This window comes from Calothrix anomala FACHB-343, assembly GCF_014696435.1.
In the GTDB taxonomy this organism is placed as follows: domain Bacteria; phylum Cyanobacteriota; class Cyanobacteriia; order Cyanobacteriales; family Nostocaceae; genus Aulosira; species Aulosira anomala_A.
In genome coordinates, this window is the sequence record NZ_JACJQG010000052.1 from 1 (window position 1) to 23,944 (window position 23,944).

Genomic DNA, 23,944 nt, shown 5'->3' on the forward strand with positions numbered 1-23,944 from the left:
TGGGATATGCTTTACTCATGTTGCTCTCTCGGTGCTGTCTACTATCTATTCACAGCGTATACCGAGAGAGCTTTTTTACAATCTGTCCGACTTTTCAAACATCCTCTAATACTAAAAATTGTTTTTTTCCTTGAGATGTAATTTGCCCAATTCCCGAACTGCGTAATAACAAATAAAGTCCATTGATGTAAGGATAGGATTTTTGTACAGGACGTTTCAATTTTGTATCAATTGGATGACTTAAACGTAAATTAAGTTCCGAGAGTACTTTTAACGGAAGCAGATTATTCACACTACTGACTTCCACTCCTTTGGGTTGAAGAAATTCGATTAAAGTTTGAAAGTCACGCAGAATTGTACCCGGTTGATTTTCATCAATGCTGGTTTCTTTGAGTAGTTTTTGCTGTACATCTGAGAGGTAAGGTATTTCTTGATTCAGAATTGGTTCTATGTTGGCAAAAAAGTCTTCCATAATTAAAAATTAAATTCACAATTTAAACTTTAATTAAATTTAATTTAATCCTATGTATGAAGAGCTAGACAAAATTAAGCAAATGATGAATGCTAATATTTTCGCTTGCTGGTGGCAAATCTTACAAATTTGATATGAACAGTAACACTCGCTTACAGACGATCTTAGCTGATACAGCTGTAGGGATGATTTTACCCGCGATCGCGCAACTTCATCTACCTGATTGGTGGTTAGCCGGCGGTGCGGTACGTAATACAGTCTGGCGCTCAATTTTTGGCGATGACTGCGAGTTAATAATTAAAGATTTTGATATTGCATTTTACGATATCCAAGGCGATCGCGCTCAAGAACTAGCAGCAAAAGCTACACTCACCGAACAATTCCCCGACCAGCAATTTGATGTGAAAAATCAAGCTAGTTTTAACCGTTGGCGCAAAGGTGAAACAACCTACCAAAGTACAGAAGATGGTATTTCCCAATGGTTGCATACTGCTACGGCTGTAGGGGTGCGTGTAGATTTGCAAGGACAATGGGAGTTTTTTACCCCCTACGGCTTAGATGACTTATTTCAGGGAATTATCCGTCCTACACCCGTCCATACCGATAATCCTGATGCGCATAACAAAGCAGCTAGTTTTTTAGAAAAGTGTCCTTATTTGCGATTAGTGTAGGTTAAATCTTGTAGAGACGCGATAAATCGCGTCTCCAATCCACCACAACCCCAAAATCATGACTATGTTGTACCAATTTGAAAAAAGAATACGATCGTGCCCTCTAGAATATATTGATGTGTCGCAAAAATTATTTAACTTGGTATACCTTAATTTCCAAAATATAAACTCGCTGATGACAACGAGTTTATATACTTGCTAGGAAAATAAAATTTAACTTTTCATCACTGCATCTAACAGGACATTAGCATCAAAGCGGACGGCATCAGTACAGGGTAAACCAGTTAATTTTGTGGTTTGTGCGATCGCATCTTTCGCCGCATTTTCATCTAGACCAACAGTATTTAAAGCTACGGCAACTACACGCACCGGGGCAAAAGCACCGCCAGCACTCGCTACTGTTTCATACAACTTAATCACCTCTGGTAAAGGCGGAATCGGTACATGGGGATTATTGCGGTTATGAGTTTGCCCAGCGCGATGAACTAAAACTAGTTGGGTAGGTTGAGAACCACGAATTAAGGGTAAAGTCGCCGTTGAACCAGGGTGTAATAAAGAACCCTGTCCTTCAACATGAACGATATCGTAGTTTTTACCATAGCGCATCAACATTTGTTCCACAGCGCCAGCCGCATAATCTACCCGCACAGCATCTAAGGCTACACCATCCCCTTCTAGCATGACACCAGTTTGACCGGTAGCTAAAAATTTAGAACGCCAACCCCGCAGCTTTGATGCCCAATGCATTTCTAAGCTAGTTGACATTTTACCAATCGCCATATCAGTACCCACAGTCAACACCCGCCGACAGGGGAGAGTACGCGCTAAACCGCTAGCGATGCCTAAATTCGGTGGTTCTTTGCGCACATCCCAAATTAATTGCCCTGGTTTGAGCAGTGCATTTAATTCTGGCATGGTTGCCAATGGTGTGTGTAAACCATTTACCAATGACATCCCAGCTTGTAAGGCGTTTTTGATTTCTATCCAATAATCATCTGGTACAGTACCACCTTTGGGAGCAATCCCAATTACCAAAACTTGCGGCTGATATTGTAAGGATGCGGTTACAGATTCGACTATGGGAACATCACGCTTAATACCTGTGATGTCTGTTAACGATCTACCGACACATTCGCGATCGATAACAGCGACGATTGGGGCTTCACTGTAACGTAACAATGATAACCCGGTTTTCCCTTGAGGGCCAGCAGTTCCCTCATGTAACAAAATAGCTATTCGTTGATTAAGTGGCAGACGCACTATGTTGTACCCCCAAACCTGGTAAATCGTTGGGCAAGACTTTCCCTTGGTGAATTGATGCACCCACAAAAGGATCGTCGATTAAGTTTAAATGACTGTCTAAATCGAGATAATCAGCTAGCGGTGCTAGTTGTGCTGCGGCTGTATTTGCTAGGGAACTATCAGAATAGCAACCAAACATGACTTGCAAACCATAGGCTTTGGCGGTGTGTACCATGCGCATGGCTTCGGTTAAGCCGCCTGATTTCATCAATTTGATATTAATACCATCAACATAGTTAGCTAACAGAGGAATATCAGCATTGCTAAAGCAACTTTCATCGACAAAAATCGGCAGGGATGTATGCTGCTTGAGTTCGACTAAACTAGTTTCCTGTCCCCTGGGCAATGGCTGTTCTACATACTTTATACCTAAATCGGCTAGCCAATTACACATTTCTACTGCATCGCTTAAACTCCAACCGCCATTAGCATCAACAAAGAATTGCAAATTTGGTGCTTCTTCTTGGACTGCTAATAACATTTTCCGGTCTGCATCTATGCCATCCGGATTACCTAACTTTACCTTGAAAACACGGATATCTGTAAATTTTAACCAATCCCGCGCCCTAGTTCGCGCCCCTTCTGGGGTATTAATGCCGATAGTAACTGAAGTGGGGACAATGCGATCGCGTTCCAGTCCCCAAAGTTGCCATAATGGTAACCCTACCCGCTTACCCAACCAATCATGCATCGCCATATCCAGCGCCGCCCTCACCGCCGAAGGAACCTGCAATTTAATTAACTCGGCTTCAACTTGCTGCCGTTGTAACGGGCTAAATCCTTGCAAAATCGGCGTTACTTGCTGCAAAGCATCCTTAATTTTATCAGTTGATTGCGAATGATTGCCCACACCAAAAGGCGACGCTTCCCCCCAGCCCTCAATCCCATCTTGAGAAACAATCACCCAGATATTTGTTGTCTGTGCTGTTGTCCCCCGACTAATCGTCAAGGGAAACCGCTTATTGACAGTAAATATTTTTACTTGAACTTCCATAAATATCTTGATTTCAAGCTAGGTGAATTACACAAATATCACACTTTAGCGCTAAAGTTTAGTTATTTGTACCAATCTGTTATAGTTTTTTACCGAAAAAGATTTTGATGACTGTTGACTGTTGACTGTTGACTGTTGACTGTTCCAAGAGTGTTTTTTTATCCCATGCCCAATGACTAATTTAAAAAAATGGACAATCCTTAAATCCAAAATGGTATTAGATCATCCTTGGTGTCAAGTCAGGCAAGATGAAATCGAATTACCTAATGGCAAAATTATCGATGATTATTTTGTAAATATTAAACCGGAAGTAGCTTTAATTTTACCAATAACTAATAATCTAGAAATTGTCTTTGTCCGCCAATATCGGCACGCTGTCGGTGATTTTTTTATCGAATTACCTGCGGGAAGTTTCAACCCTCAACAAGAAAGTGCAGAAGTAGCAGCAGTGAGGGAATTAGCAGAAGAAACTGGTTATATTACTCAACAAGTTAGGAAAATCGCCACTTTATACGATAAGCCGAGTAAAGATACCAATCAAATACATTTATTTTTAGCTGAAAATGTCGTTAAAGTTAAAGAACAACAGTTAGATATTACAGAAGAAATTGAGGTTATATTAATCCCTGTAGATGAAGTTTTAGAAAAAATTGCCCAAGGAGAAATTGCGGTAGCGGGTACTGTGGCGGCGCTATTCTTAGGGTTAAATTTTCTCAAATCGATTAATTGTTGAGTTGTTATATAGGACTTATATTGGATTTCTGAAATACACGTAGGGGAGCCAGTGCGTTGCGGAGGTTCCCTCCGTTATAGCAACTGGCGTTGTGTTGTCGCGCAGCGCAACGCACCAAAGCCGAGGATAAGGTGCGTTATACTTTGTGATAACGCACCCTACACATACTATGCAGCCTCATAAAGAATTGGTATAAGATACCTAATTTATCTAAGAGTTTGAGGCTCTGAATGCCAAATTTTACTTAACCTAAACTAGAATTTTTCTTAATTTCATCAACTAATTTTTAAACTACTTTATCCTTTGGTTAAAATAGGCTATATTTGCTATTAATAGCGACTGCAAATAACGCTATACAAGAATTAACCATCATATCTTGAAAAGTAGAGATTTGTTAAATTTAAATTTAAATATTTTGCATATTATTAATTTTGCCTTTCATAAATATTTCTTAGTTTTCTCTTAATAGAGATAAATAATTTTGTCTCCATGAGAGTAAAAACTAAGGAGCATATTGTGACCTTATCAAGGCGGAAATTTTTTACTTTAGCAGGGACAGGAACTGCTGGTGCTCTGATATTATCTCCATTGCAAGCTTTTTATGCTAACCGCGCTTTTGCAGCCGGGCCTTATGGTTCTTTGGTATCCGATCCGAAACGTGTTTTGGATTTGCCGAGTGGATTTTCTTATGTGAGAATGTCGGAAGCTGGGCAAACTATGAGTGATGGCTACAAAGTTCCGGGTGGACATGACGGAATGGCAGCGTTTCCCGGCACAAATGGCAGTACTATTTTAGTGCGTAACCACGAACTTAACTTTTCATCGGGTGGTAGTGTAGGCGCACCCAGTAGTAAAAAATACGATAGCCAAGCTAAAGGTGGTACTACTACCTTAGAAGTTAGTTCCACTAGAGTATTACTCAGACATCACGGTTCTTTGGCTGGTACGGATCGCAACTGTGCGGGAGGCCCTACTCCTTGGGGTTCTTGGCTAAGTTGCGAAGAGAGTTTTGAAACTGGTAATAAAAAGCACGGCTATGTCTTTGAAGTTCCTAGCAGTGCAACGAGTTTCGTCACCCCTGTACCATTAACAGCGATGGGTCGATTTAATCACGAAGCCGCAGCTGTAGACCCAAATACCGGCTATGTCTATATGACCGAAGACCGGGGAGATGGTTTATTATACCGCTTCGTACCTAAAACCAAAGGTAAATTGAGTGATGGCGGTACACTGTATGCTTTGAGAATTCAAATCAGACCGAAAGCCAATACCAAAACAGGGTTTACAGTTGGTCAAGCCTTTTCAGTAGATTGGGTTCGCATTACTAACCCCGATCCTTCTAGCGATACTGTTAGATCTGAGGGTTATAACCTTGGTGCAGCTAGATTTAGCCGTGGCGAAGGTATCTTTTATGGTAAAGGAGATATCTATTTTTGCTGTACCAATGGCGGTAGTGCTGGCTACGGTCAAGTGTGGCGCTACAATCCAGCTACGGAAACAATACGACTATTTGCCGAACCAAATAATCGGAATATTCTCGACTACCCAGATAATATTGTCGTTGCACCCAATGGCGATTTGTTCCTTTGCGAAGATGGCGACGGCGAAATCTTTATTGTCGGCATTACACCCAGTGGTACGCTATATAAATTTGCCCGTAATGCCTTGAATTCTGAAGAATTTGCCGGAATTTGCTTCTCTCCCGATGGCAAAATTATGTTTGTAAATTTGCAATCACCAGGAATTACCTTTGCAATTAGAGGCCCTTGGTAAACAAGAAAAAGGCAAAAGCCAGAAGGTAGCAGGAACTAACCTCAGACTTACGCCTTCATTAAATCAATAGCTTATGAATAGCCGCGATCGCACAAATGCAGGTCGCGGCTAACTGTATAATTACATGAGTTTATTAGTCATTTGTTAGAGACGCGATTAATCGCGTCTGTACAAACCGTCAACAGTCAACAGTCAACAGTCAACAATATTTTACTTAAAAAATTTTTAACAACCCAACCCCAGCATGAAACGAACTAAGAAGTCTCTGCTATTAGCATTGAACTGGGTGTTACTCTCATTTGCAACCTCGATTTTAATTATTCTCGCACAACCTACAGCACCCGTTCCCGCCCAAGCGCCTAATTCAACTAATTCAGAACAAAGTAGAAAAGAACAACTGCGCGAAGTCTTACAACGCCAATCACCTAAGCCTGTTGTCATTCCTCAAACTACGCCCACACCGGAAGCTACACCATCACCCACACCCACACCCAAGTCTGATGAAGCGACAGAACCAGCACCAACACCGGAAGAAATCGCCCGTCGCGAACAATTTATCGCCGCAGATAAGCTGTATTTGGCGGGACAAATTGGCGACGCAGAAAAAATTTATCGTCAGCTAAAAGAACCTTTCGCCAAAACGACGCAACCCTCGGAACGCAAACCAGCAATTACCGAGCCAACGCAACTATCCCCAGCAGGAAAAGTCTACTGGCGCGAATCAGAAGCGGGGATAGCCAAGAATTTACAATCGAGAACTTTAGTACCTCTGCAATTATTGGTGGAACAGTATCCGGAGTTTATTCCCGGACATATCAGATTTGCGGAAGTTCTCAAGCAATACGATCGCACTGAGCAAGCTTTAGATATCTTAGAACGGGGAGCTTCTCTTTATCCAGACCAACCAGAATTAGTCAAAGCCAGAGTTACAGCCCTTGCAGATGCGAAAAAATGGATGGAAGCTTCTTTAGCAGCCCGTCAATTTGCGATTCTTAACCCCAAAAATCCCCAAGCGGCAGAGTTTAACAACTTAGCCGAAGTCCATCTCAAACGTTATAAAAGCCATATTCAAGCGGAAATTCGCGGTAATGCGATCGCAAATATTATTACTGGTGCCTTAGGTTACGCTGTTACAGGCAGTTTAGTCGGGCCATTCTCTGCCCTTGATTCTACCATATTACTTTTACGTGGTGAAGAATCCATTGGGGAATCGGTAGCCAAACAAGCTAAAGAACAACTCAAACTCATTACCGATGAGACAGTCGTCGCCTATGTGAATGAAATCGGTCAAAAACTCGCCAAAGTCGCTGGACGCAATGAATTTAAATATGAATTTTTTGTCGTTCCCGACGAACAACTCAACGCCTTTGCGCTCCCAGGTGGGAAAATATTTATTAACGCAGGTGCGATCGCCAAAACTAATTCTGAAGCCGAATTAGCCGGATTAGTCGCCCATGAATTATCCCATGTAGTCTTATCCCACGGCTTTCAACTAGTTACCCAAGGTAATCTCGTTGGCAACATCACTCAGTATATTCCCTTGGGCGGGATTATCGGTCAACTCTCAGCCTTGAGTTACAGCCGCGATATGGAACGTCAAGCAGATACCCTGGGTACGCGCTTAATTGTCGCCACAGGTTATGCAGCTGACGGTTTACGTAACTTAATGGTCACCCTAGAAAAACAACAAAAAAATGTTCCTCCCAGTTGGTTCTCTTCTCATCCTGGGGGTAGTGAGCGCGTCAAATATTTAGAAGATATGATTATCAATAGCAACTATAACCGCTACTCCTATGAAGGAGTGGAACGACATAGCCAAATTCAAGCCAAGGTCAAGCAGCTACTCAAAAACAAGAAAGAACAAGCAGAAAAAAAACAGCCTGCGCGATGAACTAAAATCAAAATTTTGCGTCTCTGAAGCTATCAATAATCTATACCTATTTCCCTAAAGGATGATCTATGTCATCACACGCTTTGAAATTTGTACTTTTGAGTAGCTTAGGATTATCTTGTTTTCTAGGTAATTCCGTAGCAATGGCACAAGTTGATACATCTGGTGGTGTTGTCGTCCCCACAGATTCTACAGGCCCGTCAACCAGCACGCCAGTACCCGTAGATACCGCCACAGGTACACCTCCAGTTGATAGTAACACGCGCTTTAGCTGTCAGGTTTATAACGGTCAACATACAGTCATGTATCAACCCCAAAGTCAACCAGGCCAATACTTTGCTTGGGCTGCACCTGCAACTTTGGGTGGTGGTTGGGATATGCAAAAACGCTGTGCAACAATCGCCAGTCGCTTAGAATCCTATCGTCCCGATGGCTTGCAAGAACTGCAAGTAACGAGATTAAATAACGAGAACGTTGTCTGCGTCACCACAGAAGCAGTTCCTAGCTGTCGTATTGTTCTCACCGTACCCCGTGACAAAGACCCCTATAATGTCCGCAATAGCATCTTCCAAAACCTCACCACAGCCGATAGCGGCCAGCAAACTACCGCCGTCAACACCTATCGCGGACAAGGCGGCTGGCGCGATATATACGACCTCACTCGGACAACTGTAGGTGGTAACCGAGTTTCTGACGCCAGAAGTGGTATCAATCTTAAACCATTCCTTGATCGCAAAGATGGTGGTACTGGTAGCGGATTAAAGAATGGTGTCGCTTTGCGTAACCGTTCCACTAACCAAACAGTCCGTCAACCCAATAATGGCATTCGCCTCAACCCCGATAGATTCCGCCGTTAATTTCAGATTTATGTATATCTACAAAAACGCGCTGTTAAAAATGTAGCAGCGCGTTTTTGTTGTTTCATCGAGTATTAACGGTGGGTAAGATTTAGCGATGTCTACGACAAGTTGCTTTACATCTTTGCATCGGGTAACAATGCGATTGTATCAAGTGACAATTCAATTGTATCGCTGTGCAATGTGATTGTATCGCCATGCAATACCATATGAAGATGCAATCTAGCCTGCGAAGGCAGGCTTTGTAAGTATAGCCCCAGGCTTCTAGCCTGCGGGCGTTCATGTGCAGCCTCACAGAGAATGGGTATAAGTCTTGAATCTATTACAAAAGAAACTTTCAGCTACAAATAATATTTAGTATATTAAACAACAAATAAATCCCAGTATATAACGCCATCAATCTGTGAATTGTTTGAGCTTAATGCTGGATATTTGCCAGCAGTTTAGTAAATTATGTGCTTATACTCCAAATCTCCTCTATTCAAAACCGTTGTATCTTTTATATATTAAATGTTGGATTTTTTACCACAGTAATAGCGAAACTTAGTTGTAATATCAATTTTTGCTGACAGGAAATCTGTTTTATAATCTGCACATGCTGGGATAATGTGTAATTTACCTGTAGTGGTTAACAGGCATCTCTATTCAAGACTTTACGTAGGCTGGAATGCAATCATATTGAGGAATTCACTATGTCAAATAGCTCAGGGTTGTATATTCTACTAGTCAGCGTTCATGGATTAATCCGAGGTCATAATTTAGAACTAGGACGAGATGCTGACACAGGTGGACAAATAAAATATGTCGTTGAACTTGCGCAAGCCTTAGCGGAAAACCCGCAAGTAGAACGTGTAGACTTAGTTACCCGTTTAGTTAACGATCCAAAAGTTAGTTCTGACTACGCTAAACCTGTAGAAGTACTTTCAGATAAAGCACGAATTATCCGCTTAAACTGCGGCCCCCGTCGCTATCTGCGTAAAGAAGTTCTCTGGCCGCATTTAGACAACTTTGCTGATGAGTTACTTAAACACCTGCGACAAATTGGCAAATTACCTCATGTCATACATACCCATTATGCAGATGCAGGATATGTAGGTTGTCGTGTAGCTGGTTGGTTAGGTATACCCCTAGTGCATACCGGTCACTCTTTAGGGCGTGTCAAACAACAAAGACTATTAGAACAAGGAACAAAACCAGAAGTCATTGAAAATTATTACCACATCAATACCAGAATTGAAGCCGAAGAAACTACACTAGCTAGTGCAGCTTTAATTATTGCCAGTACTAATCAAGAAGTAACCCAGCAGTATGGAATTTACGACCATTATCAACCACAAAGAATGGTTGTAATTGCCCCTGGAGTCGCTCTTGAACGCTTCTACCCCATACCGCCCAATTGGCAAGAACCGCCTATATATAAAGACTTGCAGCGATTTCTCACAGATCCGCAAAAGCCGATCATTATGGCGCTTTCTCGTCCGGCGATTCGCAAAAATGTCGGTACTTTAGTCAAAGCCTATGGCGAAGATCCAGAATTACGTCATCTAGCGAACCTAGTCTTAATCTTAGGCAACCGCGATGATATTACAACAATGGAATCGGGGCCGCGTCAAGTACTGACAGAAATTTTCCAATTAATTGACCGTTATGACCTTTACGGTCACATTGCTTATCCCAAACATCACGGATCTGATGAAGTTCCCGAACTCTATCGATTGCTAGCCAAAACGCGCGGAGTATTTATCAATCCCGCCTTAACAGAACCTTTTGGTTTAACCTTAATCGAAGCTACAGCCTGTGGTGTACCGATTATTGCTACATCAGATGGCGGGCCGCGAGATATTATTGCCGCTTGTGAAAATGGTTTGTTAATCGATCCGCTCAATATTCCCGAAATTCAAGCTGCATTGCGAACAGCACTCACCGATACACAAAAATGGGAAGGTTGGTCTAGTAATGGTTTGAATCGAGTCCGGGAAAATTTCTCTTGGGAAACCCACGTAGAACGCTATTTAGAATCTGTGCGTCAACTACCGCAACGCCGAGTCCAATCTCTGCTGAGTCCGTTGCGACTAGGGCCAGCTAGTAGCCTGAATGATTGGAACGTTCCTGAGAAAAACCGTCTACCAACAGCCGATCGCTTTTTGGTGTGCGAAATTGATAATACCTTATTAGGTGACCCAGAGGCATTGCATCAATTAATCGATCGCATCAATAACGAAGGCGAAACTACTGGTGTAGGCATTGCTACCGGACGCAGCTTACAAAGTTCCCTAGAAATGTTAGAAGAATATCGGTTTCCCATGCCCGATGTGCTAATTGTTTCTACTGGTAGCGAAATCTATTATGGCGCTCAAGTAATTGCAGATATCAACTGGCAAAGACATATTAGCTATCATTGGCAACCAGACGCCATCCGCCAAGCAATGGCAGAACTACCAGGAGTGAAGTTACAACCTCCAGAAGGTCAAGGTAAGTTCAAAATTAGCTACTTTATCGATGAAGAAAAATCTGTCAGTTACCGAGAAATTATGCGTCATTTGCGACGGCATAAGCTCCATGTTAAAGGTATTTATAGTCACAATATGTATCTTGACTTGGTACCAATTCGCGCTTCTAAAGGGGATGCGATTCGTTATTGTGCTTTAAAGTGGGGATTGCCAATCAAACGCTTTTTAGTTGCAGGTGCATCCGGTAACGATGAAACCATGCTAGCTGGTAATACTTTGGGTGTAGTTGTGGGTAACTATAGCCCAGAATTAGAAAAGTTGCGTAGCTATCCCCAAGTTTATTTTGCTCAAGGGCATTATGCTTGGGGCATTTTAGAAGCACTCGATCGTTACGACTTTTTTGGCAATTTATCAGCCACAGAATCGGAATTAAACAGTAATGGAGATTTGGGAATGCAAAAACGTGAAGAAGCAATCACAGGTGCGGTTGTATCTGTGTAAATTGCTCTGTTGATTGAGAATTTATTCATTTTGATATATACGGCTTATTGCCGTATATAAAATTTAGACGCGCATTAGCTGATTAAATGCGATCGCCTAAATTCACACATTTCTAGATAGCACAGAGCTACATTACCATGAAAAACTCAAAATGACCTACCTATAAGGATTTATCTAGGCTAAATCGCCGGATTTTCTGCGATAGGTGCAAAATATTCAAATTTTATTGGCTATGCCTAAAGGTTATAAGTACCATACTTGTAAAGCATTAGACTTTAATAACTTCTCCGATTACCCTGAATTCTTAAGGGTTGTAATTTGCAATATTTAAATTCTGCTTCCGTAAATGTAATTAGCCAAGGGGTGTCTTAATTGTTTCAAAATGTTACTTTGTTCGGCGTACTGGCGATCGCTGTTGGTGCGATTCCTGGGGCTGTGAGTCGCTATTACCTAACTGAATTTTGTAAAAGGTCTTTAGGTACAAACTTTCCTTACGGCACTTTTATTATCAATTTCACTGGCTGTTTACTCATGGGCTTTTTCTTCACCTTATTTAAGGGAATTAAAGGCTTTCCACCAGAGATAGATTTGTTAGTTAGAACTGGTTTTTTAGGTTCTTATACAACCTTCTCAACTTACGGATACGATACATTGACATTGTGGCGCAATCATAAGCAGGGAGCCACTATTTTTTACTGGGTAGGCAGTGCGATTTTAGCAGTAGTTGGGATTATCGTAGGCACTAATTTAGCGCAGCTAATTCTGGGTTCCTAGCAATTCAACTGTATAAAATCACATAATTTATAGCAAATGAAGTAGATACCAGCAAATAATTTCATCATGCAAAATACTTTTATTCGCACTGTCATAGCGATAGCTTTAGGTGCAATGCCAGGGGCTGTAGGACGCTACTTGATCACTGAATTTACCAAAGCTACTTTTGGCAAAGATTTTCCTTATTATGGGACATTTTTTATTAATGTCACAGGCTGTTTTATTATTGCTTTGTTTTACACCCTAAACGAGCAAAAGTTTAAAAGCCTTGCACCTGAAATCCGGTTAGCGATCGCGACTGGTTTTTGTGGTGCTTATACAACATTTTCAACTTACGGATTAGAAACTTTCACCCAGATAGATAAAGGCAATACAACAGTAGCTTTAATCTATTGGTTAGGCAGTATGATAGTGGGAATGCTGGGTATTCAATTAGGTGTAACCTTAGGTAAGCTTAATTCTAAATCCAGCGTGGCTGAGTAATTAACAAATGTGGGGTAGGTAGGAAAGGCTGTGAATTCAGATATACCATCCCACAAATATCGTAAACAATAATCTATAGATTTACTTATTAATTTTCCAAATTTATTATTTTTAATATCGCCAAGTAATTTTCCAGCAACTTTGAGCAATCATGACAAGTGATATTTATGGAAGTAGATAAATTTTTATTAGCTCAAAACATGGCATTTCTAATTGCCATTCCGGAAGCATCAAAAGCTTACTGCGTAAAGAAAATTATCTATTATGGCTGAGAGCTTTAGGGGAAGTGCTAGTCAAAATCACCCAGAAATTCAGCCAGACTTTTTGGGTATTACCAACCTGGGCGATCGCTCTTGGTGTAGTTTTAATCATGTCAGCAGTTTTTATCTTAGCTGATGAACATTCTGCACTAGGAAAACTACTCGCTGGTGTTGAGGCTATTAGTATAGTTGTAGCGGTAGTTTTATATGTGAAAGAAACGCCCGATCGCAAAAAAGAATCTTACTACCAAGCTTGGAGTACAGTTGATGCGGCTCACGGTGTCAAAGTGAGTTATGCCAGAATTATGGCGCTGCAAGATTTAAACGAAGATGGTGTTTCCCTGAGAGGTTTAGATGCTCCGGGTGCAGAATTAGTAGAGATTAATCTTCCCCGTGCTAATCTCAGTAGAGCTAATTTAATTGATAGCGATTTAACTAATGCCAATCTCAGTCATACCAATTTAGATAATGCTAATCTTAGCCAATGTAAACTAATTAATGCAGATTTGAGTCATGCTAACTTAGGGTTTGCTCGCTTAAATCAAGCTAATCTAAGTAGTGCTAATTTGAGCGGTGCTAATTGAATTTGTGCAGAGTTAAGTCATGCTAACTTAAGCGGTGCTAATTTAAAAAATGCAAGTTTGAGTGGCGCTAATTTGCAGGGAGCTTACCTCACTGGCGCTAATCTTAAAAATGCTCAAGTCAGCAACTATGAACTGAGTAGTGCTTTTTTAGAAGATGCTATCATGCCTGATGGTTCAAAATATCGCTCGCAAAGTTAAGTAAATCTGTAATTATATTTAAAACAATAATATAGTCAAGTAAGTCAAAATTACAAATCAATAAGCTCATGCATCATTTAAAATTGCTATAGTTCTATAGTTCAATTACTGCTTCTCCAATCTCTATAATATGCGGGATAACCAGTCTCCTAATAATCAACGCATTATCCATTTAACCGAAGTCTCTGCTACAGGTTTTCCTGCTGCCAATATTTATAAATATAAATGCCGCGTGCATCTGTTATCCAATGATGGTGAGATGTTGTTGCACAAGGATCTGTTTACGCGGATGCAGCCTAGCTGGTTGGTGGAGTTGAAGAATAAGGGTGACTGCACAATTTCCATAACATTCTGCTACCGAGAAGGCGATATTACCAACCCTTGGCAAGATACAGGAACAGTTGTATTCGCGACACAGGACTATTTGCAGGTAGATGCTAACGCCGATCTAGAATTTCCGATTACAACCTGGAGTCAAGCACCACAGTTAAAGCTAAAAGTCAGACTAACCGAAAGCTGTAGTGAAGGTAGCAGCAGCACAGTTAATATATTTGGCAGACAAAATGGTTCTCGTTGGCTGCGTTCTCAAAATGGCGATCGCGCCAACGTTGAGGTTGAACTCCCCGAACTGATTGCCCTAACGCCACAGGAAGAAGTATTGGTAAAAGACGTATGGGGAAAACTGCGATCGTGGAAAGAACTGCAGATGGAAAAGTTCTTTAAGCGTCTGTTGCTGGAAGAACCCGATTTAGAGTATCTATTTGGCGAAGCACTCGACAGCATCACAGACTTCTTCTACGAATTGTTTGACTGCTGTGCCCATCAACTGCAACCAGAAACCCAGAATATTATCGCCGAACCCCTGACAGGTGTACTGCCAGAGCAAGAACATGGTTTTAAAACTGTTGAAGACTACGGCAAGTTTTTTGCAGATGTAGGAATGCGTCCTCATCACTGGCTAAAAGCCCGCCAGGTATGGATGTGGATGCTACCATCAATTCCCTACCTAGAAGAATACGATCGCGAAGATTTGGCAAAAGGGGTAAACTCTGCATTCTACAAATTTTTCAATACCCAGATAATTTTGCCGATGGTAGATGCGATTCGCCATTATGAAGCAGCTATACCACCCGAATTGTTTCTGAAAATGGCCGATTCTTGGCAAGTGATGAGCCAAAACAAGCAGCAAATGGGGATTGAATTTTATCAAATGCTGTTTGAGAAATATCCCTTTGTCCTACCAATATTTGGGCGGGCAGATATGGATTATCTTTCGCTGCACTTATTCCAAGCACTGGAATTTTTAGTTAATTGTCTCAAAACTGGTAGTATTGATGAGATGTTGCGAGAACTGCGCTTTTTGGGACAGGTACATGGTAGTGCTGATGTGCCCACCTGTGCTTATCCAGCAATTACAGAATGTATGATTGCCTTAATGGAAAGGCATATCCCAGATTTTACCGCAGAGGTACGCCAAGGATGGGTAACGTTGATAGAGCGAGTCATCAATGTTGTGAAACTGCCAAAGCTGAATGAAGAACGCTTGCTCAAAAAAGCCAAACAATTTATCGAGTTAATTGCCTCAGAGCAAGCCTGGGAAAGCGAAGATAAAGAACGACGATGGAAAGAAATTAAAGAAGAAGTCAAAGCCACAGGCACTTATACTCACACCTATGAAGAATTAGCCTATGGTACCCAAGTAGCTTGGCGCAATGCGTCTAAATGTGTCGGGCGGATTGCCTGGAATAATATGGTAGTACGCGATCGCCGTCATGTTACCGACCCCGATGAAATGTTCCGGGAACTGCAAGAACATGTGCGCTTTGCTACTAACGGCGGTAATTTGCAAATTACCATGACAGTCTTTCGTCCCAAGCAACCCAAAGAACGCTGGGGCCCCCGCATTTGGAATTCTCAACTATATCGCTATGCCGCTTATCAGCAACCAGATGGTAGTATTTTAGGCGATCCTGCCAACTTAGACTTAACCAATGCCATCATCAAATTTGGTTGGCAACCCCCAGAAACACGCACAGCTTATGATATTTTGCCACTCGTGATTGAACCGGCTGGGCAGCAGCCGAAAATGTATCACTGGAAACGCGATGAAGTGTTGGAAGTGGAAATTGAGCATCCGACAATCCCAGAGTTCAAGTCACTGGGGATGCGTTGGTATGCCATTCCCGCCATCAGCAACTTCTGCGTCCACATTGGCGGCATCAACTATGGTTGTATTCCCTTCAATGGCTGGTACATGGGCACAGAAATCATGCGAGATTTCTTGGACGAGTACCGCTATAACATGATGGAGGACATTGCCAAAGCCCTGAAATTAGATACTAGTTCCGAGCAAACCCTATGGCGCGATCGCGTCGCCTTGGAACTTAATATCGCTATCCTCCACTCTTTCCAAAAAGCGAAAGTCACAATGGTAGATCACCAAACCGCTTCGCGTCAGTTCTTAATTCACGACTTGCGCGAAAAGAAAGCCGGACGGGAGTGTCCTGGTGACTGGGGTTGGGTTGTCCCCGCCGTTGGTGGTAGTACCTGTCCGGTATGGCATCATTCCATGCGCGACTTTTATCTAGAACCTGCCTATCATCATGCAGCCGATCGCTGGGCAGTAGAAGATGATATTAATTTAGAAAAATTCATTACGGTTATTGATGAAACCGGGAATCAGCAAGACCGAATTCTGATCCTTTATGCTTCAGAAACCGGTACTGCCGAAGGATTTGCCCGCAAAGCCGCTAGACAATTGCAACAATTCCGTCCCAAAGTCATGGCGCTGGATGAATATAGTCTTGATACCCTAGCGACAGAAAAGCTGGTATTAGTTGTGACATCAACCTTTGGCAACGGTGAAATACCAAGTAACGGCAAGCAGTTTCTCCAACGGCTCAAGCAAATGCCTGCTGGTTCCCTCAGTGGCTTAAACTATTCTGTTTTGGGGATTGGTAGCACTGTTTACGAACACTTTTGTGCAGCTGGCATAGCAGTTGATAAAGCACTTGCCAAAGCGGGAGCCAATTGTGTAGTACCTCTACACAAAGGCGATGAAATTAAGGGACAAGCCGATACTTTCAAAGATTGGTTAGGACTGATTGCTCGCTTGTTAGGTGCAGATGAGACGGCTGGCAATACCACAAATGCCTCGACTGTGAAACTAGCGGTAAAATTCTTGAGTGCAGCCGAGGCCGCAACCATTACCCCCGTAGCCGTCAGAGGCGATCGCAGTATTGAAGTCCCGTTAATTGCCAATGATGAATTGCTGCAAGAAGTAATACCTGGCAGCCGTTCCACACGCTATCTCGTATTTGATATTGCGGGGACAGATTTACAATACGAAACAGGCGACCATGTTGCCGTACATCCTTGCAATCCGCTAGAACTGGTAAATCGCCTGTGTCAGCGCCTGAATGTTGCCCCTGATACATACTTTACTGCGGCATATACTAAAGCCGATGGCACAGCGACAGAAGACCAACCGCCTGTTGCCGTACCGATGACAGTCGGTCAGCTATTATCGGCAGAACTAGATTTAGCGTTACGGGAACCGTTTAATGATTTACTCGCTTACTTGTATACATCTGCCCAAAATCCCCAAGACAAACAACGTTTAGAAACTTGGCTAGAAATTCTCCGCCAAGGAGAGGATCATCCTGACAGTATCACGCTCAAGAAAACGATTACAGACAATTTCATGAGCGTTGTTGATTTATTTGCTGAATTCCCCTCTGCGCCCATCACCCTCGAAGCCTTACTGGAACTGTTACCGAAGCAAAAGCCACGCCTATACTCTATATCTTCTTGTCCCCTGCTGCATCCCCAAAAAATTCAAATTACAGTTGGCGTGTTGCAAATTCAAACTGATGCGGGGAAAGTACGTCAAGGGCTTTGCTCCAACTACCTCGCAGCCTTGCCCATTGGTGCAAAAGTGCGGATTGACGTTCGCACCTCTGGCTTCCGTCCCCCAGCCGATCCTCAAGCACCGATGTTAATGGTAGGGCCTGGTACGGGAGTATCACCGCTGATTGCCTTCCTGCAGTACCGCGAAGCTTTACAGAACCAGGGAACACAGCTAGGTGAAGCTTGTCTGTACTTTGGCTGTCGCAACCAAAGCGATTTTCTCTATGGCGAACAACTGACAACCTGGCAAAATCGAGGAGTACTCACCGATTTACAGGTAGCTTTCTCTCGGTTAACCGAGAACAAAGTCTACGTGCAAACTTTAATGCAGGAAAACGCTGAAAGCCTTTGGCAATTACTCAGCCATCCTCAATGTCATTACTATGTCTGCGGTGATGCCAAGATGGCAGATGATGTATTTGAGGTGTTTTTAGCGATCGCCAAAAAGCAAGGCAAACTTAACCACATAGAAGCGGTACAATTCTTTGACCAGATGAAGCAAGAAAAACGCTTCCATACCGATGTGTGGGGCGTGCAGTTGAACTTTAAGCAAGCTATCCAACAGCTCCAAAAAGACAACTACTCCAAAGCAGAACTCTGGCTGAATCGCGTCAAAGATGCCGTTGATGCCTAATACCATTTCACCTTACAGCAGTTTTCACCTATTTGAACCACATCTGTGGTAGGGGCACGGCATTGACAATCTTTTGGTACATACAATAATTTTACTGGTGCCGTGCCCCTACAGCGTGGTCTATTTACCTGAAAATAGCTGTAAAAATGATACATATTGCCTAGCACAGGGAGCAGAGGAGCAGAGGAAGTAATTTGTATCAATAATTTCGTGAATTGGTATTACCAATGTCTTCAACAACAGCTAACTGTGTTCCAGGATTTGCAACAAGAACAAGAGTTAACGATCCAGCCTAGTTTAGTTGGTTAATAGCTTGCTGTTAACAGTGAACAGTCAACTGTTAACAGATTCAATCTTGAACATATTCAAAATGGCGTTGGGGTAGTTAAAAGTATTTTAAATAATAAATTTATTCTAATAGCAATGGCAAAGTGAAGCAAAATGTGCTACCTACACCCAGGGTACTTTGTGCCCAGATTTTGCCACCATGTTGTTCGATAATACTGCGACAAATTGCCAAGCCTAAGCCTGTACCGCCTTTATCGCGCGAGTCGGAAGCATCTACTTGCTGAAATCTGCCAAAGATTAGTTCTAATTTTTCTGGGGGAATTCCGCGCCCGCGATCGCTAATTTGAAACAGTACGCGATCGCATTGCGGTTGAATGCTGACATCAATAGTGGACTCGTCAGGGGAAAATTTTAAAGCATTACTAAACAGATTAGTCAGTGTTTGAATAATTGCGTCAGCAGCAGCCCAAACTTGCACATCGGGAGCATCAATATTAAAGCTAATATTCTGTTGTTTGGCGATCGCTTTCACTCCCTCTACAGCTTGGGCAATTAAATCAGCCGCATTGCAGGTGGTTTTTTGCAGCACAGCCCGCCCTGATTCTAAGCGTTCTAAGTCAAGAATATCATTGACTAGACGGACTAAGCGATCGCAATCAATTGCAGCTATCTCAATCATCCGCTTAAATTTTTCTGGTCTGTTATCGTAAATACCAGTGTTTAATAAACCTAGTGAGGCGCGGATAGCTGTTAACGGCGTGCGCAGTTCGTGACTAACTATGCCAATAAACTCACTTTTCATCTGCTCCACTTTTTCCAGTTCTGTGATGTCTTCAGCAATACCAGTAACGCGAATAATTTCCCCTTGTTCATTTTTAATTGGGAAAGCGCGATCGCGAATCCACAGCATAGAACCATCAGGGCGGATAATACGATATTTAATATCTGAGAGTTCGGGAATTAACTGTTCTACAAATGTGGTTTGTACGCGAGTGCGATCTTCGGGGTGAATGCTATCGAACCAAGTTGATATGTCTTGGTAGATACTTTCACAACTCCTTTGCCAAATAGTTTCATAAGTCTTGCTCACGTAAATAATTTGCTGAGTTTGCATATCCCGCATCCAAAATACTGCTTGGATGTTTTCTGCTAGTTGGCGAAACTTTTCTTCACTTTCCCGTAAAGCATCTTCCATGCGTTTGCGTTGCCTAGCTTGGCGATAGGCATCGGTAATGTCTTCCACAATGTAGGAAAATTTAGGATAGCCTTTGTCGATACAAGTAATTGGGGAAACCGTTGCAGCTAGCCACCTTTGCCCATTGACAGTCTCATGGGGATATTCAAATCGGACTGGAGCTTGAATTTTTTGTGCTTGTCGATAATAATCTATCCATTGGTCGAGAATCGGTTGGGGTACACCTAAATTACTGGCAAACTGATTCTCCATTGCTGCGGGAGTAGTGCCAAAAAACCTAGCTGCTGTTTGGTTATCGGAAATATGTAAAATATCGTTGTCATATAACTCTACAATACCCATGAGCATTGCGCCACTGTTAAAGAAGCTGCGCAAAGTAGACTCACTGCGTTGTAAATTGGCATTGCTGGTAATTAACTCGGCTGTGCGTTCGGCAACTCGGACTTCTAATTCTTCCTTGGCTTGCTTGAGTTCGGCTTCAGCGCGTTTGCGTTCGGTGATTTCTTCGCATACTGTACTAATACCAATAATGCGTTCCCCATCTTTTAAGGGTAAAAAGCTTTCTAACCAAGTTCGTTGCACCCCTGGTTGCGCCGGAGTTTCTCCAGTAATTTCTACATTTAACAGTGGTTTGCCTGTTTCTAAAACCGAGCGTAACACTTGTTCGGAGGTATCAGCTAATTCCGGTAACAACTCGCGTACAGTCAGCCCAATATGCTCTGCCATCGAAAACCCATTCATTTCTGCTAGGCGCTGGTTAATGCGCACAAAGCGCAAGTCTGTATCTAAAACATTTAAGCCAATGGGCGCGGATTGGTAGATATTTTCAATTTCTGCCAATTGCTGCTGTAGCTGAATTTGGCTTTGATGGAGAGCTATTTCCGCTTGTTTGCGTTCTGTAATATCTGCACAGGTACCAATCCACTCACTAATTTTGCCAAATGCATCGAGAATGGGTACACCACGCACCGCAAAATCACAGTATATACCATCTTTTCTCCGCAGGCGATACTCAGTTTCGTAGAAAGTACCATTTGTATAACATTCTTGCCAAAGCTGGGCACAGCGATCGCGATCGTCAGGATGAATACAATTGAGCCAACCCCATCCTAAGCATTCTTCTAGAGTTTGTCCGGTGAATTTTTTCCAACCCTGGGGCGCAATGATTGCCATACCTTCAGCATTAGTACGCCAGACAATTTGAGCCGAAGCATGAACTAAGGCGCGATATCGATGTTCGCTTTGGCGTAAAGCTGCTTCGATTTCTTGGCGTTGTGCTAGTTCTGTTTGCAGATTTGCCAACAAATCTGCTTGCTGGATAGCAATGCTGACTTGACTTGCTACCTGTTGTAGTAGCCCAATTTCACTTGATTGCCACTCACGCGGTGCTTGACAGTGATGAGCAATCAGTAAGCCCCATAATTCATCTTTATACAGGATGGGAACTACTAAATTCGCCCTGATTTGGAATTTGGCTAACAGTTCAATATGGCAAGGGTTGATACCTGCATGATAAATATCAGATTTGGCAGTCACTAGACCTTGTTTAAAAGGTTCAATGTATTCATGACTAAAGCAAGGATCGTAGATATTACTAGATAATATAGCTGTCCAATTAGCGTCCACGGATTCAACAACTACACTGCCGCTACCATCAGGCTGTAACTGAAAGACGATCGCGCGATCGCACTTGAGAAATTGCCGCACTTCATCAACAGTAGTTTGCAGGATATCTGGTAAATTAAGCGTTTGCCGAATGCGCTGAGTGATATCCATGACTAAGCGTTGTTGCTCAAATTGCTGTTGCAATGTTATTTGTGCTTGTTTGCGCTCGTCAATAGCCATCACAGTTCCACTCATACGCACAGGTTCGCCAGATTTGTCATAAAACCCCTGTCCGCGAACTTCTAGCCAGTGAATGCTACCATCAGCTTGAATAATCCGATACTCGTGTTGTAAAATACTTTGGGTTTGTAGTGCTTGCTGTACGGCTTGGTGAAATTCTTGGCGATCGTCAGGATGCAAGTAAGCAGTAAAAGTTTCATACTTACCATCAAATTTACCAACACCCCAGCCAAATAACTGTTGTTGTTCTGGTGACCAAATTATTTCTCCTGTCACTATATCCCAATCCCACATTCCCATTTGTGCAGAAGATAAAGCCATACGCAGTTGTTTGGCATTTTCTCTAGCTAATTGCTGACTGAGTTTTTGCAGCTTTTGCGTACTTTGGCGAAAATTGCTAGTCAGCAAGTTGATAGTCAAAGCTACCATCAGAAAAAGACCGATACGCAATAAATTATCTGGTTGTGGGATGGCAATTTGATATCGCGGCAGAATCAGGAAATAATCTATTGCCAGTGTTGATAGCACAACTGTTACTAATCCCGGTTTCAAGCCACCATACCAAGTGCTAACAATCACAGCTATATAAAAAAAAGCGCTAATTGGTTGAGACAGCAGAAATTCTAGCCAGATTGATAGTAATAGAGCGATCGCTGTTGAGCTAATGGCAATTCCGTAGGGTAATATTTTTTGATAAATCCTCATAACGCTTTACTTCTCCCTGGCTCTAACTATCTTGCCAATGTTAGTTGATTCGCGTCATCGGGCTGATTACCCATATCAACAGTTCTCCACTCAGCAACAATTTGGCGATCGCATCATCTGTTTCTGCTACAAAGACTAGCTTTTGGTATTTCGTATTAAAAATAACTTAATATTTAAGTAAATACAATTAAGACGATTTGATTAAACTAGCTGATACAATTTTAAAACATCAACTATAGACATTTATAAATCTAGCACTACTAAATTTAGATATGTTACTATAATTACCTAGCATAAGTAAGTCAGTATAAATAGACTGTAAACCCTTACCAATGACTAATGACTAATGACCAATGACTAATGACTAATGACAGCCTTTTTTAATCACCTTGCGGATATTCATCCCATAAAGTAGTGATTTCTCGTAAACTTTGATGATTACCATTGCCTAATATGAGATGGTCTAGTAATGGAATCCCTAAAAACTGCGCTCCAGCTAATAACTGACGAGTTAATTCAATATCTTCTTGGCTAGGTTCAATATTTCCCGAAGGATGATTATGTGCCACAATCACCCGCGTAGCACCTTGACGAATCACTTCGCGAAAAATTTCTCGGGGAGAAGCTAAAGTTTCCGTCGCCGTACCAATTGTAATTACTTTTGTACCTAACAAACGATTCTTGGTATCTAATAACAAAACCCCAAAATGTTCTTGGGTTTGCCACATTAAATTTTGACTCAGCGCTGCCGCCGCCGCTATGGGACTATCAATAGTTGCACCTTCGGGACGAGATTGAAAAGCGCGTTTACCCAATTCTATTGCAGCTAAGATTGTTGTAGCCTTTGCCGGGCCGATTCCTTGAATTTGCATTAATTCTGCAGGCGTCACCTCCCGCAAAACTGTCAAAGGATCGCGCTGATGCTTGCTCAATTCACTTAAAATATATTGCCCCAATCCTACCGCAGATAGTTTCCCCGGCCCTTGACCGGTACCTAACAAAATTGCAATTAATTCAGCTGTGGCTAAAATTTTCGGACCATGAGCCATTAAGCGCTCACGCGGACGCTCAGTCTCAGGCATGTCAGCAATTCTGAGGCAATATTTCATAGAGTAACTGCGAGAATATCTACCATAGTTGGAACTATCTTTAGTTATCCCTTGTTTACTCAACAAATTATGCTGATTTGAAAAAATCTTTAATTTTGTTCAGAAGTCATGACGGCGGCAAAGGAAAGAAAGATACAGCAGATTGCCAGTTGCTAACTATTGACTATTGTACAGACAAGGGTTGTCGCGTCTCTACTGACCATTAACCAATAGCCAAGAGCTTGACTAAATAGGCAAATACTTTCCTAAAGTTACTTATAATTAGTCACCATGAGCAACTTGACAGCGTTTTCACTGTCTGATACTTTGGAATCAG

16 protein-coding genes are annotated in these 23,944 nt (G+C 42.2%); 11 read left to right on the plus strand and 5 right to left on the minus strand.

From position 1 onward, the window contains the following. Positions 1-94: 94 nt before the first annotated feature. Positions 95-472: a hypothetical protein gene (locus tag H6G08_RS25185; RefSeq protein WP_242046264.1), complete on the minus strand. Its 378-nt coding sequence runs from the start codon at positions 470-472 to the stop codon at positions 95-97. A 134-nt stretch (positions 473-606) separates the two neighbouring features. Here H6G08_RS25185 and H6G08_RS25190 point away from each other — a divergent pair, with 134 nt between their 5' ends. Next, positions 607-1,143 carry a nucleotidyltransferase family protein gene (locus tag H6G08_RS25190; RefSeq protein ID WP_190547985.1) on the plus strand — a complete coding sequence of 179 codons (537 nt, stop codon included), beginning with the start codon at positions 607-609 and terminating at the stop codon, positions 1,141-1,143. A 213-nt stretch (positions 1,144-1,356) separates the two neighbouring features. Here H6G08_RS25190 and H6G08_RS25195 read toward each other — a convergent pair whose 3' ends face one another. Together H6G08_RS25195 and H6G08_RS25200 are read right to left on the minus strand one after the other, a co-directional pair. Further along, on the minus strand, positions 1,357-2,403 hold the full coding sequence (locus H6G08_RS25195; RefSeq protein ID WP_190547987.1) for an N-acetyltransferase DgcN family protein: 1,047 nt from the start codon (positions 2,401-2,403) through the stop codon (positions 1,357-1,359). Then, positions 2,387-3,439, minus strand: a complete 1,053-nt coding sequence (locus tag H6G08_RS25200; protein ID WP_190547988.1) for a dipeptide epimerase — start codon at positions 3,437-3,439, stop codon at positions 2,387-2,389. The genes H6G08_RS25195 and H6G08_RS25200 overlap by 17 nt, the downstream gene beginning before the upstream one ends. A 172-nt stretch (positions 3,440-3,611) precedes the next feature. Between H6G08_RS25200 and H6G08_RS25205 the strand changes: the two genes are divergently transcribed. From H6G08_RS25205 to H6G08_RS25245, 10 genes are all read left to right on the plus strand, one after another. Then, complete coding sequence (locus H6G08_RS25205; protein ID WP_190547990.1) at positions 3,612-4,172, plus strand: NUDIX hydrolase; 561 nt, start codon at positions 3,612-3,614, stop codon at positions 4,170-4,172. 516 nt (positions 4,173-4,688) lie between these two features. Beyond that, a complete protein-coding gene (locus H6G08_RS25210; RefSeq protein WP_190547992.1) occupies positions 4,689-5,945 on the plus strand; it encodes an alkaline phosphatase PhoX in 1,257 nt (418 codons plus the stop codon). Between the two features lie 244 nt (positions 5,946-6,189). Next, positions 6,190-7,836 carry a M48 family metallopeptidase gene (locus H6G08_RS25215; RefSeq protein WP_190547994.1) on the plus strand — a complete coding sequence of 549 codons (1,647 nt, stop codon included), beginning with the start codon at positions 6,190-6,192 and terminating at the stop codon, positions 7,834-7,836. Positions 7,837-7,904: 68 nt separating this feature from the next. After that, the gene (locus tag H6G08_RS25220; RefSeq protein ID WP_190547996.1) at positions 7,905-8,693 is read left to right on the plus strand and encodes a COP23 domain-containing protein; all 789 of its coding nucleotides are present in this window, start codon (positions 7,905-7,907) and stop codon (positions 8,691-8,693) included. 692 nt (positions 8,694-9,385) lie between these two features. Continuing rightward, complete coding sequence (locus H6G08_RS25225; RefSeq protein WP_190547998.1) at positions 9,386-11,644, plus strand: HAD family hydrolase; 2,259 nt, start codon at positions 9,386-9,388, stop codon at positions 11,642-11,644. Positions 11,645-12,016: 372 nt separating this feature from the next. Continuing rightward, a complete protein-coding gene (gene crcB, locus H6G08_RS25230) occupies positions 12,017-12,418 on the plus strand; it encodes a fluoride efflux transporter CrcB (protein ID WP_190548000.1) in 402 nt (133 codons plus the stop codon). Between the two features lie 66 nt (positions 12,419-12,484). Beyond that, a complete protein-coding gene (crcB, locus tag H6G08_RS25235) occupies positions 12,485-12,901 on the plus strand; it encodes a fluoride efflux transporter CrcB (RefSeq protein WP_190548002.1) in 417 nt (138 codons plus the stop codon). A 286-nt stretch (positions 12,902-13,187) separates the two neighbouring features. Further along, complete coding sequence (locus H6G08_RS38550; RefSeq protein WP_199322736.1) at positions 13,188-13,745, plus strand: pentapeptide repeat-containing protein; 558 nt, start codon at positions 13,188-13,190, stop codon at positions 13,743-13,745. Further along, a complete protein-coding gene (locus H6G08_RS37015; RefSeq protein WP_313942715.1) occupies positions 13,746-13,943 on the plus strand; it encodes a pentapeptide repeat-containing protein in 198 nt (65 codons plus the stop codon). 130 nt (positions 13,944-14,073) lie between these two features. After that, positions 14,074-18,486 (plus strand): nitric oxide synthase oxygenase, encoded by a 4,413-nt coding sequence (locus H6G08_RS25245; protein WP_190548004.1) that lies wholly within the window; start codon positions 14,074-14,076, stop codon positions 18,484-18,486. Between the two features lie 409 nt (positions 18,487-18,895). On the opposite strand, the gene H6G08_RS25250 is transcribed toward H6G08_RS25245, so the two are convergent. Together H6G08_RS25250 and radC are read right to left on the minus strand one after the other, a co-directional pair. Beyond that, positions 18,896-22,519 carry a PAS domain S-box protein gene (locus tag H6G08_RS25250; protein ID WP_190548012.1) on the minus strand — a complete coding sequence of 1,208 codons (3,624 nt, stop codon included), beginning with the start codon at positions 22,517-22,519 and terminating at the stop codon, positions 18,896-18,898. Positions 22,520-22,899: 380 nt separating this feature from the next. Next, the gene (gene radC / locus H6G08_RS25255) at positions 22,900-23,628 is read right to left on the minus strand and encodes a RadC family protein (protein ID WP_190548014.1); all 729 of its coding nucleotides are present in this window, start codon (positions 23,626-23,628) and stop codon (positions 22,900-22,902) included. Positions 23,629-23,944: the final 316 nt, after the last annotated feature.